The organism is Chryseobacterium sp. P1-3 (assembly GCF_000738495.1).
GTDB classification, from domain to species: Bacteria; Bacteroidota; Bacteroidia; order Flavobacteriales; family Weeksellaceae; genus Chryseobacterium; species Chryseobacterium gallinarum.
Genome location: NZ_JPEQ01000011.1, coordinates 1 through 13,836 on the forward strand (window position 1 = coordinate 1; position 13,836 = coordinate 13,836).

A 13,836-nucleotide genomic window follows, 5' to 3' on the forward strand; every position below is an offset into this window, starting at 1 on the left:
AAACTTCTTTTACTTTATTGGCCCATTTTTCACCAAAGTAATGGTGTCCCACCCTTTCCTTTAATATGGCACTAAAATAAATTTCTCTTTCTCTGGCACCTTTTGCGTCTTCAAGGCTTACCTTTCCCAGATTGTAGATGATTTTAAATAGACGGTCAGGGTTATTATCATCTCCAAAGGTATTATAAGCCCTCAAGGTTTCATCAAAAGATCTCCCGATTAAAGAAGAAAGATGGATAAGAGCAACCTCTTTTTCTTTCCTGCTGAATTTTTTCTCTCCTTTTACTACCTCTTCAATAATTTTAAAGGCCCTTGTTGGTTTCCAGTTTTCATCCTGGATGAAAGCCAGATTACGGATTTTATCCGCTTCTATAAACAGGAATGTCAGGTGGGTAAGTATGTCATAAATTTCGGAACGGCCCAAAAGAACCTCAATATTCATCTGGTGTTCGTCTATTCTATAACAGTTTCTTCTTCTTTTCTTTGGAACAATAGGTTCGAAACTTCCTTTATCAAACCCTTCATCTGATGTAAGATGAATAAAAGCGCATTCTTCAATCCCCTCAGGAAGTCTGTCTAAAACATACATCAAACCGTCAAGCTCCAGTTTATTCGGAATATTCATTGTCCCGTAAATCTCCGGATTGATGGTTTTTAACAAGCTCCTGATACTCTCTCCTGAAACACCCGCTGGCTTGAAAAATCCTCTATAAAATAAATGTCTCATAGAGATATATAGTCTTTCAATAGCCTCTGTTGTTTCTCTTGCTCTAGAATTTGTCATAAAATAAATTTCACACAAATATACAAAATCTTTGAGCATTTTATTTTAACTATCTTTTAATAAGTAGCTTAATACGTACCGTATTCTACCCTCCATACAATAAATGTATTTGATGTCATGCCCCTTTAAAATCTGACCTGGACAGTAATTTTTTAAGTTCTGCATTATGATCACCCCTATTGAAGAACACCAAACACACGTTTAAATAATGTAAATTTTAATTAGACCCCTTATTTTTTTAGGGTCAAAATGATTTTGTTTTGTTTTTTTTGTAAATTTGCCCTATCAAAATCAACCCAAATATGTCAACCTTACGATTCAAAGCATTAGAAACCCTGCCATTTAAGGACTTCAGAAAAGATAATTCTGTTGAAATCCCGGCAAAACTATCAGAGCTATTCTGCAAAAATGTTTTCTCTGAAGAAACGATGAGAGAATATTTAACGAAAGAGGCTTTCAGCTCTATTATGGACGCGATCAAGAAAGGAACTAAAATCCAGAGACATATCGCAGACCAGGTAGCCGTAGCAATGAAAGACTGGGCAATGAGTAAAGGAGTAACGCATTATACTCACTGGTTCCAACCTTTGACAGGAACTACAGCAGAAAAGCACGATTCATTCTTTACCCCGATTGAAGGTGGAAGAGCCATTGAAAGATTCAGCGGGAATATGCTGATTCAGCAAGAACCTGATGCTTCTTCTTTCCCGAACGGAGGAATCAGAAATACATTTGAAGCAAGAGGTTATACTGCCTGGGATCCGACTTCTCCGGCATTCATTATGGGAACTACATTATGTATTCCATCCATATTTATCTCTTATACAGGAGAAACTTTGGATTATAAGGCCCCACTTCTGAGAGCTTTGAACGCTGTAGATGAAGCAGCAACCAGCGTAATGCAGTATTTTGATAAAAATGTAACGAAAGTAACCCCTACTTTAGGTTGGGAACAAGAATATTTCCTTGTAGATTCAGCATTATACCAATCCCGTCCGGACCTTGTTCTGACAGGAAAGACTTTACTGGGACATTCTCCTGCAAAAGGACAACAGCTGGATGACCACTATTTCGGTTCTATCCCGACAAGGGTGATGAACTTCATGAAAGAGCTGGAAATTGAATGTATGAAACTGGGTATCCCTGCAACTACAAGACACAACGAGGTTGCCCCTAACCAGTTTGAACTTGCTCCAATGTTTGAGGAAGTAAACGTTGCTGTAGACCATAACTCTTTATTGATGGACATCATGGCAAGAGTAGCTCACAAACACCACTTCCATATTCTTTTCCACGAAAAGCCATTCGCCGGAGTAAACGGAAGCGGTAAGCACAACAACTGGTCTTTAGCTACTGATACTGGTGAAAACCTGTTAAGCCCAGGAAAAAACCCTAAGAAAAACCTTCAGTTCTTAACGTTCTTCGTGAATACCATTAAGGCTGTTCATGAATATGCAGATCTTTTAAGAGCAAGTATTGCCTCTGCAAGTAATGATCACAGACTTGGTGCTAACGAAGCTCCACCGGCAATTATTTCCGTATTCATCGGAAGCCAGCTGTTCAGTGTTTTGGAAGAACTTGAAAAAGTAACAAACGGAAAATTATCTCCGGAAGAAAAAACAGAATTGAAATTAAATGTAGTGGGGAAAATTCCTGAAATCCTACTAGATAATACGGATAGAAACAGAACCTCTCCATTTGCCTTTACAGGAAATAAATTTGAAATCAGAGCCGTAGGATCTTCTGCCAACTGTGCGGAATCTATGACGGTGATGAATACCATCGCTGCTAAACAGCTTAATGACTTCAAAAAAGAAGTAGATGCTCTTATCGAAGGAGGATTAAAGAAAGATGAAGCCATCTTCAATGTATTAAGAGAATACATCAAACAATCCAAGAATATAATGTTTGAAGGCGACGGGTATTCTGATGATTGGGCTAAAGAAGCGAAGAAAAGAGGATTAAATAACCTTAAAACCACTCCTGAAGCTCTTAAGCAGGAAATGGACAAAAAATTCTTAGACCTGTATGAAGAGATGGGAATCTTCACCCACAGGGAAGTGGAAGCAAGAAATGAAATCAAGCTGGAAAAATACTCTACCGTTATTGATATCGAAGCAAGAGTTTTAAGTGATATCGCAAGAAACCATATTATCCCTTCTGCTTTAAACTATCAGAACAGATTGATTGAAAACGTTAAAGGTCTTAAAGAGATCTTTGGAGATAAAGAATTTAAACCATTGGCAAAAGAACAAATGAGTTTAATTACCAGCATTTCCGAAAATGTTTCTAAAATTAAGCTTGGAGTTGAAGATCTTATTAAAGCCAGAGAAGCGGCAAAAAGCATATCCGACAGCCAGAAGCAGGCAGAAGAATACTGCAATAAAGTTAAACCATTATTCGACGGAATCAGAGAAGCATCAGATGCTCTTGAAATGATGGTGGATGATGAGCTTTGGCCTATGACAAAATACAGAGAAATGTTGTTTACAAAATAGTATCTGTAAAGTTCCATATTAGTTTAAATTCCTCGGTTTTCCGGGGAATTTTTTTATTTTTTTAACAACCCTGAAATTTAGAGTTTTAATTGAGAATCTCCGGTTTATAGAAGAATATCTACATATTTTGTTAAAGAATCTTAATAAAAAAAACCGCTTACTTGCCAAAAAAAGGCAGTTGCGGTTTATTTTTCTTTAACATACGTAAATAATATGTTAAAGTGTGTTAAAGTCAGATCCTGATAATAATCATATCAAGGGTCTTTTACTCGGAATCTATACTTTTGTAATGCTTTTGAAAATAAATATTCCTTTTAACACGGTTAATCAAATATATATGAAGAAAAGAGTTTTGTTTTATTTAGTTGCTATTGTTACTACAGTGTCAATGCAATCGTGTGCTACGAATTATGTAGTTTCAAAACCAGCAACTTACGCTAAAGAATACAAAACAGATGCCAAACTAGCTTCTATTGATAACAAAAAACTAGAGCAGGATAAGCAAAAATTGATCGACTCTTTCCTTGCGGAAAAGGCTGCTTCTATAGCTAGTGCTAAAAAGGCAATTAAGAATTCCGAGATTGCAAAAGCAATCAAATACAACAAAACAATTGATGGTATCCTTGCAGAAGCTGAAACATACCTGGGAACTCCTTACCGATATGGAGGGACCACCAGAAGAGGTATAGATTGTTCAGCTTTCGTTCTTTCTGTATTTGGAGCTGCAGCAGGACTTAATCTGCCAAGAGTGGCCGCTTCTCAGGCTCAGGAAGGCGAAAGAATAGAAAAAGGAGACCTTCAGAAAGGAGATTTAATCTTCTTTTCTCATGGAAGAAGAATTTCTCACGTAGGTATTGTAGAAAGTGTTTCTGAAGATGGTGAGGTTAAATTTATTCATGCAGCAACGTCAAAAGGAGTTATGATTTCTTCATTAAATGATTCATATTGGGGTCCTAAATACAGATTTGCCAAGAGAGTAATCAACGAAGAAGGAGATGCTTATAACAATTTAGCAGCAACAACTCCAGCTACTTCAGCAAATTTTTAATTTTTAAATAATTGATTTAAATAATGAAGCCATCAGATTTTTGATGGCTTTTTTTATTGTTTATAAGTTAGGCTATAGACCGTCTCTGTTGTACTGGATCAAGCGCAAAAGTCGGGGGCATATAATATTTAGATCTATTTAATTTTTAAAATTCACGCAAAGGTTTCTTTTTGACTACTCTTTATTTTAAGTAAGCTAAGAAATGAATCGATCTTTAATCGATTCTGATGAAGGGAACACTTTGTATGCGCTTGGTCAGCAGCTATGCTACCTTCTTTTGCCTACTTGAAATAGAACATTATTTTTTTTTAAACTTTGCGTGAAAAACGATCTCAATAATTTTGATGCTAATCAATAATGGACAGAATTTTTTATATTTAGGCCAATTTATTATGTTCCCAATTTTTGAGACTGATCTGTTGAACTGTTATACATCCCTTTATTTCTTGCAATTTTGTATGAAGTTTAAATATATGCCTCCTCCAACTCGCACCTGATCCATTTACTTCTCTATTTCTATATCCAGCTTATACAAGAGCCCGTACACTTCAGAAAGTGAAAATTTGGCCTTTTTGAGCTTATTTGAAGCCGGATCTATACAATAATTGAAGGAAGATCTAAAATCAGCTTTTTCGAGGACTGTATCATCAAAAACAGCACCCGAAAGATCACAATTGCTGAAAACAGCGTTAGAGAGATCCGATTCCGTAAAATCCACTTCAATCAGTTTAGAGTTTTTAAACACCGTTTTTTTTAATGGAAGTCTGATAAAAGACCGAATTATTCAGTGCACTGTCTTCAAATGTGAAGGACATACCAAAAGCATTACAATCGGTAAACTGGAGACCAAACATTTTACATTCTTTAAAGAATACATCACGGAAAGCTGTTTTAACCAGTTTCGCCATGCTGAGGTTACAGGTTACAAAATCACAACCGTTAAAACTAAAACCGGAAAGATCCATGTATTCAAAATTGCAGTTCCTGAAAGTACAGTTCTCATACTCTCCTTTTTCCAGCCGGGAAAGATCTGCATTGTCAAAATCCTGGTCCTGAATGTAAACTTCTTTCATTTTGTATGTTTGTCAATAGGTATATTGTCTGCCATCCTGCAGGATTCCACAGAGTAAATTTGGTTTTACCGTTTGCCTTCAAGAGACGAATTACACCAAGCTGTTTTTGTCAGAATAATTAAGTTTAAAGAAAATAAAAGTCATCATGGAAAAGGCCAGCAAAGAACTTCCTCCGTAACTGAAATACGGAAGAGGAATTCCTACGGTTGGAAAGAGCCCCATAACCATCCCTAAATTGATTGAAAAGTGCATCAGCAGAATGGATGCAAAGCAATAGCCAAATACGCGGTTAAATGTAGATTTCTGCTTTTCCGCCAGATAGTAAATACGTCCTATATATACCATATAGCACAATACCAAAAGCGCACTTCCTACAAATCCCCATTCTTCCCCTACGGCGCAGAAAATATAATCTGTCTGCTGCTCAGGAACAAATTTCCCCTGGGTTACAGATCCTTCACGATATCCTTTCCCCCACATTCCTCCTGAACCGATTGCTGTTTTAGAATACAACAAATTATATCCTGAAGTATCTCTGAATGCTTTTTCTCCTTTATAAAGAACCTCAATTCTTTCTCGCTGGTGCTTGGGAAGCTTTTCTAAAATATAAGGCGATCCAAATGCCAGGGCACATAGCAACAGAACAGACCCTGCAATCCCCGAAATAGTAATAACATCCCAGGACATCCTATGATAATTCATAGCGATCAGAACTCCTATAATCAGCAGAATCGCAATCACAACGTATACAGGAGGAACTGCCAGCGACACTAAAAATACGGCAGCAAAAAGAAATCCAATCCCAAACAGGAGTCCATTAAGCCCTTCCCTATACAATGCAATAAAGAACGCAATGAATACAAGCATGGAACCCACATCCGGAATAGCTAAAACCACTACAGCCGGAATCCCTATAATTGCTAAAGAAGTCCAGAGAGACTTTTTATTTTTCAGGTTAAAATCCGGCCCTGAAACATAGTTGGCAAGCATAAGCGCTGTCCCTATTTTAGCAAATTCTACAGGCTGCATCGTAAAACTTCCGAATTTATACCAATTCTTTTGTCCCAGGATCTCTTTTCCAAAAGGAAAAAGCCCTATCAACAGTAAGACTCCGCCAATATAAATAATCCCTGCCATATTCTCGAAGAATTTACTTCTTCCAACGAATATTACAAGGCCTACAAACAAAGAGATACAAAAGAAGATAAATTGTTTCTCCCCAAGTTTCTGGTCAACACTGTAAATATTTGCAATCGCAAAAATGCAAAGCAGGAAATACAGCCCAAGGCCCAGTTTATCTATTCCTTCCATCCATTTCATTGCTTCGCAGATTTAGTGTTTTTGGTTTCTTCTTCTATTCTTTGCTTTAATTTGGCTTTTTGTTGTTTAACAAATTCCAAACTATCCTGTACTTTTTTGCGTTTAATGGAATCGGTTTTAGGGTCTACATACAGGCCTTTGCGTTTAAGATCTGCAACCCATTGCCTTTTATATTCAGGCATGAAGCTGGCACTGGTCATTTTCTTATAAAGATGCTCCCTCTTCAGGTCTCCTGTAATATATTTTTCAGCAATCACCGTACAGGCAGGTCCTGCCCAGGTTGCTCCAAAACCAGCATGCTCCATTACGGCGGCCACAACAATTTTAGGCTTGTCGGCCGGAGCAATCAATACAAAGATTGAGTTATCTTTTCCTTGCGGAACCTGTGCTGTTCCTGTTTTAGCCAGTTGGGTAAAATCATTTGATTTTAAACTTCTGGCAGTACCTCTCAGCACCACGGCTTCCATTCCTTTCAAAACAGGTTCAAAGTGCTTAGGATCTACCAGGGTTTTATGCTTTACCTTGAATCTTTTATCAGGATTAGGCTTACCATCAATTGCTTTTACAATGTGAGGTGTATAATACCATCCTTTATTGGCAATAGCTGCTACAGCGTTAGCCATCTGCAGCGGGGTAAGCATTACATCTCCCTGTCCCATTCCATTAAATACAGCTCCTGTGGCCAAAGGGTCCCAGTTTTTAAAATCTTTTTTACCACTGTATTTATTTAAAGCTTTTTGTCTTTTTTCGTAAAATTCACCACTTGGGATTCTTCCTTTGGCTCCGGAAGCCAGATCATTATTTAAAAATACTCCTACTCCAAAACTATTCATGATGGCTTTCCATTCATCCACTCCTTTGGAAGGATTTCCCGGATATTTGTTCATAATAGCCAGATAGGCATGGGAAAAATAACAGTTACTGGATACCTGGATGGAAGGAATCAAAGGATCGGCACCTCCATGCCCTTTAATTCTTAAGCCTTTATAGTAGAATCCGCCTCCACAAGGGAAAATCGTTTTTTCATCCATCACTCCCATCTGCATTCCTGCCAAAGCAGTCAGCAATTTGAAGGTGGATCCGGGAGGATAAGCCGCCTGTACCGACCTGTCAAACATTGGCTTATTTTCATAAATCGTATCTTTATTTAAGGCATAGATATTCTTGGATTTATAAGGACCGGTAAATAAATTAGGGTCAACATCCGGACCTGTGGCCAGCGTCAGGATTTCACCGTTATTAGGATCAATAGCTACAATAGCTCCGTGTTTGTTTACCAACATTTCTTCTGCCATCCTTTGAAGATCATAATCAATGGTCAGAGTAATATCTTTTCCCGTAACAACATCTTTATCCAGTGTCCCGTTTTTATAGGACCCGATACTTCGAAGTTTGATATCCTTTTGGATATATTTTACGCCTTTAATCCCCCGAAGCTCTTTTTCATAAGATTTTTCCACTCCTTTTTTCCCAATGAAGTCACCTGGCAGATAATAAGCAGAATCTTTTTTGATTTCCGCATCATTTACTTCACTGGTATATCCCAAAAGGTTTCCGGAAGTAGAGACTTCATACTGCCTCTGAGGACGTTGTACAATAGTAAAGGCAGGATATTTGAAAATAATTTCCTGGACTCTCGCAATGTCTTCTCTGCTGAGGTCCTTCAGGAAAGTCATCGGAGTCAGCTTAGAATAATATTTTTCTTTCCTGATCGTATTGATCCTATTGATAAAGTCTGCTTTACTGATTTTCATCAGGCTACAGAATCCCAAAGTATCGAAATCCGGCTTCATCAGGGCCTGAGTAAAAGAAATTTCGTAAGCAGGTTGGTTTCCTACCATGATTTTACCGTTCCTGTCAAAAATAACTCCACGCTGAGGAATGATATATTCAGTTTTAATAGAAGTATTGGCCGCATTCAGTGCATAACGGTCCGTAAACAATTGCAAATACGCCAGCCTCGCCACAAAAATAAGGGCGATAACAACAAGGATGGAAAAAAATTTTTAAATAACGTGTGTTCAAACTTTCTGTTTGATTTTAAATATTAATGCGTAAATAACTATAAATATAAACGAAATTACACTAGTTACCAATACATTAAATAATATTTCAAAAAACCTACTCAACTTAAAGAACTCAATATACTGTACCAGAAGCTGATGCAGGAAAATACTTGAAAATAAAAACAACAAAAACTGAGCCCATTGCAGGGATTGAAAAGAGAAAAAATCTGTTGAAGTATCTGTTGAAGTCCTGAATATCAATGTCCTGAAGTAAGCAATCAGAGTGGTTGCAAATGCATTAATTCCCCATGAATAAAGAAATCCGTCAATTGATAGTCCTATTAAAAAGCTTAACGCCAGGAATTGAAACTTATTTCTGAAGAAAGGATAAAACATGACGAATACGGGATATAATACCGGAGTATATTTCCCGAAAATAGTAATCCTGTTCAATACAAAAATCTGTAATGCAACAAGAAAAATCATGATCAATATGTCGGTAAATAAAGTCCTGCTAATCATTTTCCTTTTTTATTACAGCTTGCATAGTATCCTGAATCTTCTGTACTTCGGCCTTTTTAAGATTCTTTACTACGTATACTTTATTCAACGCTCCCATCTTTTCACTCAGTTCCACGGAAATATCCCAGAATCCTGTTTTGTTATCTACAGAGTATCCTGCAATGGTTCCGATCATCACACCTTTAGGGAAAATAGCAGATTTACCGTCTGTCACCACAGTATCTCCAATTTTCAATGCTACATATTTCGGGATATCGGCGAGGTGCATCACCCGGGAATTATCTCCGTTCCACGTTAATGTTCCAAAATAACCTGAGTTTTTAAGAGAAGCATTAATTCTGATCTTATTGACACTCAATACAGACTGAACAAGTGCATAACTGTCTGTAGCATTGATAACAATCCCTGCGATACCTTTTGGTGCCATCACTCCCATTTGAGGAAAGACCCCGTCCCTGCGGCCACGATTGATCGTAAAATAATTGTTTCTTCTGTTGATGCTGTTGGAAACAATTTCTCCATCCACAAAAGTATAAATCTGACCTCCTCCTATGGTATCATGAACCTTTCTAAAAACCGGCTTTTTTATGCCTTCTTTGCCATAAAGCTCCAGCATAAGTGCTTTATTCTGAGCGACAAGATCCTCATTGGTCTGTTTAAGCTTCAGGTAAGAAACCCCTTCATCAATATATCCGGAGACCCATGAATTAAACGCGGCTGTTTGCCCCGCAATCCAGGATCTTTGCATGGCATTTCTGGAGAATATCAGAACCAGAGCAATAATTTGCAGGAATATAAAGAAGACGAAAAGAGTGTTCTTCGAAAATAATCTCAGCAAAAATCCCATTCAGATATAGAGTCGTAAAAAGTTAAAATTATTTAATTAAGAAATTGAATTTATCCATATTCTTAAGAGCAATACCTGTTCCTCGAACCACAGCTCTCAACGGATCTTCAGCTACAAATACAGGAAGTCCTGTTTTTTTGTGAATCCTATCCGCAAGACCTCTCAATAGCGCACCTCCCCCGGCAAGATAAATACCTGTTTTATAAATATCAGCAGCCAGTTCCGGTGGAGTAAGGGAAAGTGTTTCCATTACGGCATCCTCAATTCTGATGATTGATTTATCCAATGCACGGGCAATCTCTTTATATCCAACCATAATTTCTTTTGGTTTACCTGTAATAAGGTCTCTACCCTGTACCGGGATATCTTCAATATCCACGTCAAGGTCTTCTACAGCAGAACCTACTTCAATTTTAATTCTTTCAGCGGTTCTTTCTCCAATATAAAGATTATGGTGAGTTCTTAAGTAATAAGCAATATCGTTGGTAAATACGTCACCTGCAATTTTCACAGATTTATCACATACAATACCTCCTAAAGCCACTACAGCAATTTCTGTGGTACCACCGCCTATATCAATGATCATATTTCCTTCAGGCTTCTGCACATCGATCCCAACTCCTATTGCTGCAGCCATTGGCTCATAAATCAATCGTACTTCTTTTGCGTTGACTTTCTGAGCAGAGTCTCTTACAGCTCTTTTTTCAACTTCAGTAATACCAGAAGGAATACAGATTACAATTCTCAATGCAGGCTGTATGAATTTACCTTTGATACCAGGGATTTTCTTGATAAATTCCTTGATCATATGTTCAGAAGCATGGAAATCTGCAATAACCCCATCTTTCAATGGACGGATTGTTTTGATATCCTCATGAGTTTTACCTTGCATATGCTTTGCCTGTTCACCTACAGCAATCGGCTTACCCGAAGAACGTTCAATTGCAACAATTGACGGTTGATCTATAACAATTTTATTATTATGGATGATAAGGGTATTAGCAGTTCCCAGGTCTATCGCAATTTCTTGCGTAAACATATCAAATAAACTCATATTTCTCTTCTGATTTTAAGTTTACAAAGATATAAATTTAACACTACTAAAGAAATTTCACAACAACATAATTTGGTTAAAATTTTATTAAAATTTATAATTCTTTATTAACTTTTACTTTAGACATTTACAGACTTTGAGTTCAACTAAAATTAACAGGGTAACAAAAGGACGAAAAAGCGGAATCTCAAAACGGTGAAAAGGCGGGCAAAGAAGACCGGCTGTACAAAAAATATGCTAAAAAGCACTTCCTATTTTTTTCAATGAAAACAGCAAAGTTTTATACATTTCAGATTATTTTTTAATTTCTTTAATTACAACACCTTGAAATGGCTCTTTTAAACACCACCAGAATTGTTATTCTTGCTGTATTTTGCCCTTTACTCCTTATAGTTTTTTACGATAATTATCATATACAGTATCAGAAGACCATTAATTAAAAAAAAGCGTAAATTTGCCACTGCTTATGTTACAGTATTCCAACATCCATCAAACATCAAATTTTGCCGTGCTTTCTATAAGCTACGAAAAAGCTGATGTAGAAACGAGAGGAAAATTTGCATTCTTTGATGAAAACATTAAAAGCTTTGTTTCCCGGGTCCATCAGAAAGATCTTGGAGATGCATTTGTGGTTTCCACATGTAACAGGACTGAAATCTACACTACTTCATCCAATTATCTTTTAGTAGCAGAAGAATATTGCAAAACCATTGGAGTAAATCTTACAGATTTTCTTCAGTTTGCTAATATCCTGACTAAAGAAGAGGCTTTAATACACCTTTTCAGAGTAGCTGCGGGGCTGGAAAGCCAGATCATCGGGGATTTTGAGATCATCGGCCAGATCAAAAAAGCATACAACCGCTTCAAAAAGGAAAGGCAAAACTCCAACCCTTACCTGGAAAGAGCAATTAATTCCGCCATCCAGATTTCCAAAAGGATAAAAAATGAGACAGGGATTTCCAATGGAGCAGCTTCTGTTTCCTATGCTGCAGTTCATTACATCCTGAACAATCAAAAGAGAATTGCGGAAAAGAATATTCTTCTTCTGGGAGTAGGTGAAATAGGACAAAACACCGTTGAGAATCTTGTAAAACACGTTTATCAGCCAAAGATTAAAATTGCCAACAGGACACAGGAGAAAGCTGAAAAAATTTCTCAAAAATATAACATTCCTCATGTTGATTACTCTGATTTTGATAAGGAATTAAAAAATACGGATATTCTTATTGTGGCAACCGGAGCCAAACACCCCATCATCAATCAGTCCCACTTCCCGAATGGAAAAGAAACACTGGTTATTGATCTTTCAATCCCGCATAACGTTGAAAAGAATGTTACGGAAAATGAAAATGTAACCTTAATTGATGTTGATGAGCTTTCAAAACAAATCCAGGAAACCATTCAGCAGCGGGAAAAAGAAATCCCAAAAGCAGAAAAAATCATCAAAGAACTGATGAAAGATTTTATGGAATGGGAGAAAAAAAGAAAATTAGCACCAAACATTCACCATTTCAAAGCTGTTTTAAAGAATATGGAACGCAATGAAATGCATAATTTTTATAAGAAGAATAAATATATAAACATCACGGATATGGAGCTTTCTGATAAAATGATCCAGAAAATTACCAACCGTTTTGCAAAATATATCATTGATAATCCTTTAAAAGCCGAAGAAATTAGTAAATTAATGCACGAAATATTAGTTGAACAACCAAACAACGAATTCAATGAAAAGCATTAGAATCGGAACAAGAAATTCCGCACTTGCACTTTGGCAGGCAAGAGAGGTTGCGAGGCACCTTCAGAACAACAATTATTTAACGGAAATCGTCCCAATCGTTTCTTCGGGTGATAAAAATCTTAATCAGCCGCTATATTCTTTAGGAATTACCGGAGTCTTCACAAGAGACCTCGATGTTGCCTTATTGAATGACGAAATCGATATTGCTGTACACTCTCTAAAGGATGTTCCTACCCAGTTACCTCAAAATATTGAGTTGATTGCCTATTTGGAAAGAGATTATCCTCAGGATATTTTAATCAGAAAAGAATCTTCAAGAAATAAAGAATTCCACGAACTGAAGCTTGCGACAAGCAGCCTGAGAAGAAGAGCGTTCTGGCTAAGACATTACCCTACTACTGAATTTTCTGATATCCGCGGTAATATCCAGACCCGTCTTCAAAAACTCGAAGATGGAGATTTTGATGCTACAATCCTGTCATTGGCAGGGATCAAAAGAATGAAAATGGAAACCGATTATGAAATGCTTCCATTAATGATTCCGGCTCCTTCACAGGGAGTAATTGCCGTTGCCGGACACTCCGGAAAACCTGAGATTATCGAAATACTAAAACAGATCAATCACAAGCCTACCCAGATCTGCGTAGAGATTGAAAGAAACTTCCTGAGCACATTGGAAGGAGGCTGTACTGCCCCTATCGGAGCCTTTGCAGAAATCATCGGACCTCAGATCCGTTTTATTGCGGCGCTCTGTTCCCTGGATGGTAAAAACTGTATTGCAATCGATGAAAACTTCGAGTACAATTCTGAAGAAAAATTTTGGAGAAAAGTTTGCAAAAGTTGTTCTGGAAAACGGAGGTAAAGAATTAATGGCAGAAATTAAAAGCCAGATCTAAACCTATTTAGATTTTAAATTCAAACTTTCTCACCACACCTTTTCATT

At 37.2% G+C, this 13,836-nt stretch carries 11 protein-coding genes and 1 pseudogene; 4 read left to right on the top strand and 8 right to left on the bottom strand.

The window, feature by feature from the left end:
• A partial coding sequence (locus HX13_RS15920) for a DUF6909 family protein (RefSeq protein WP_410493147.1) occupies window positions 1-784 on the bottom strand: 784 nt, incomplete at its 3' end.
• 302 nt (window positions 785-1,086) lie between these two features.
• Between HX13_RS15920 and HX13_RS15925 the strand changes: the two genes are divergently transcribed.
• Window positions 1,087-3,282 (top strand): glutamine synthetase III, encoded by a 2,196-nt coding sequence (locus HX13_RS15925; protein WP_050021912.1) that lies wholly within the window; start codon window positions 1,087-1,089, stop codon window positions 3,280-3,282.
• Window positions 3,283-3,619: 337 nt separating this feature from the next.
• Window positions 3,620-4,330, top strand: coding sequence for a C40 family peptidase (locus HX13_RS15930; protein WP_050021949.1), 711 nt, complete (start codon window positions 3,620-3,622; stop codon window positions 4,328-4,330).
• Between the two features lie 502 nt (window positions 4,331-4,832).
• Here the strand turns inward: HX13_RS15930 and HX13_RS26080 are convergent.
• The 7 genes from HX13_RS26080 to HX13_RS15960 all read right to left on the bottom strand — a co-directional run bounded on the left by HX13_RS26080 (window position 4,833) and on the right by HX13_RS15960 (window position 11,152).
• On the bottom strand, window positions 4,833-5,075 hold the full coding sequence (locus HX13_RS26080) for a pentapeptide repeat-containing protein (RefSeq protein ID WP_316931330.1): 243 nt from the start codon (window positions 5,073-5,075) through the stop codon (window positions 4,833-4,835).
• On the bottom strand, window positions 5,068-5,403 hold the full coding sequence (locus HX13_RS26085; RefSeq protein ID WP_316931331.1) for a pentapeptide repeat-containing protein: 336 nt from the start codon (window positions 5,401-5,403) through the stop codon (window positions 5,068-5,070). Before HX13_RS26085 ends, HX13_RS26080 begins: the two co-directional genes overlap by 8 nt.
• A gap of 90 nt (window positions 5,404-5,493) precedes the next feature.
• A complete protein-coding gene (rodA, locus tag HX13_RS15940; protein WP_050021913.1) occupies window positions 5,494-6,723 on the bottom strand; it encodes a rod shape-determining protein RodA in 1,230 nt (409 codons plus the stop codon).
• Window positions 6,720-8,690: a peptidoglycan D,D-transpeptidase FtsI family protein gene (locus tag HX13_RS15945; RefSeq protein ID WP_238555420.1), complete on the bottom strand. Its 1,971-nt coding sequence runs from the start codon at window positions 8,688-8,690 to the stop codon at window positions 6,720-6,722. The genes rodA and HX13_RS15945 overlap by 4 nt, the downstream gene beginning before the upstream one ends.
• 54 nt (window positions 8,691-8,744) lie before the next feature.
• Window positions 8,745-9,251: a hypothetical protein gene (locus HX13_RS15950; protein WP_050021915.1), complete on the bottom strand. Its 507-nt coding sequence runs from the start codon at window positions 9,249-9,251 to the stop codon at window positions 8,745-8,747.
• Entirely contained in the window at window positions 9,244-10,098 is an 855-nt protein-coding gene (gene mreC / locus HX13_RS15955) for a rod shape-determining protein MreC (RefSeq protein WP_050021916.1), read from the bottom strand. The genes HX13_RS15950 and mreC overlap by 8 nt, the downstream gene beginning before the upstream one ends.
• Window positions 10,099-10,126: 28 nt before the next feature.
• Window positions 10,127-11,152 (bottom strand): rod shape-determining protein, encoded by a 1,026-nt coding sequence (locus HX13_RS15960; protein ID WP_002982450.1) that lies wholly within the window; start codon window positions 11,150-11,152, stop codon window positions 10,127-10,129.
• Between the two features lie 466 nt (window positions 11,153-11,618).
• On the opposite strand from HX13_RS15960, the gene hemA reads away from it, so the two are divergent.
• Window positions 11,619-12,893: a glutamyl-tRNA reductase gene (hemA, locus tag HX13_RS15965; RefSeq protein WP_050021917.1), complete on the top strand. Its 1,275-nt coding sequence runs from the start codon at window positions 11,619-11,621 to the stop codon at window positions 12,891-12,893.
• Window positions 12,880-13,789 (top strand): annotated as a pseudogene (gene hemC / locus HX13_RS15970) (hydroxymethylbilane synthase). The gene hemA and the pseudogene hemC overlap by 14 nt, the downstream one beginning before the upstream one ends.
• The last annotated feature ends 47 nt before the right edge of the window (window positions 13,790-13,836 follow it).

Coding starts and splice junctions, on each gene's coding strand:
- HX13_RS15925 (WP_050021912.1), top strand. CDS start 1,087: ATGTCAACCTTACGATTCAAAGCATTAGAAACCCTGCCATTTAAGGAC.
- HX13_RS15930 (WP_050021949.1), top strand. CDS start 3,620: ATGAAGAAAAGAGTTTTGTTTTATTTAGTTGCTATTGTTACTACAGTG.
- HX13_RS26085 (WP_316931331.1), bottom strand. CDS start 5,403: ATGAAAGAAGTTTACATTCAGGACCAGGATTTTGACAATGCAGATCTT.
- rodA (WP_050021913.1), bottom strand. CDS start 6,723: ATGAAATGGATGGAAGGAATAGATAAACTGGGCCTTGGGCTGTATTTC.
- HX13_RS15950 (WP_050021915.1), bottom strand. CDS start 9,251: ATGATTAGCAGGACTTTATTTACCGACATATTGATCATGATTTTTCTT.
- mreC (WP_050021916.1), bottom strand. CDS start 10,098: ATGGGATTTTTGCTGAGATTATTTTCGAAGAACACTCTTTTCGTCTTC.
- HX13_RS15960 (WP_002982450.1), bottom strand. CDS start 11,152: ATGAGTTTATTTGATATGTTTACGCAAGAAATTGCGATAGACCTGGGA.
- hemA (WP_050021917.1), top strand. CDS start 11,619: ATGTTACAGTATTCCAACATCCATCAAACATCAAATTTTGCCGTGCTT.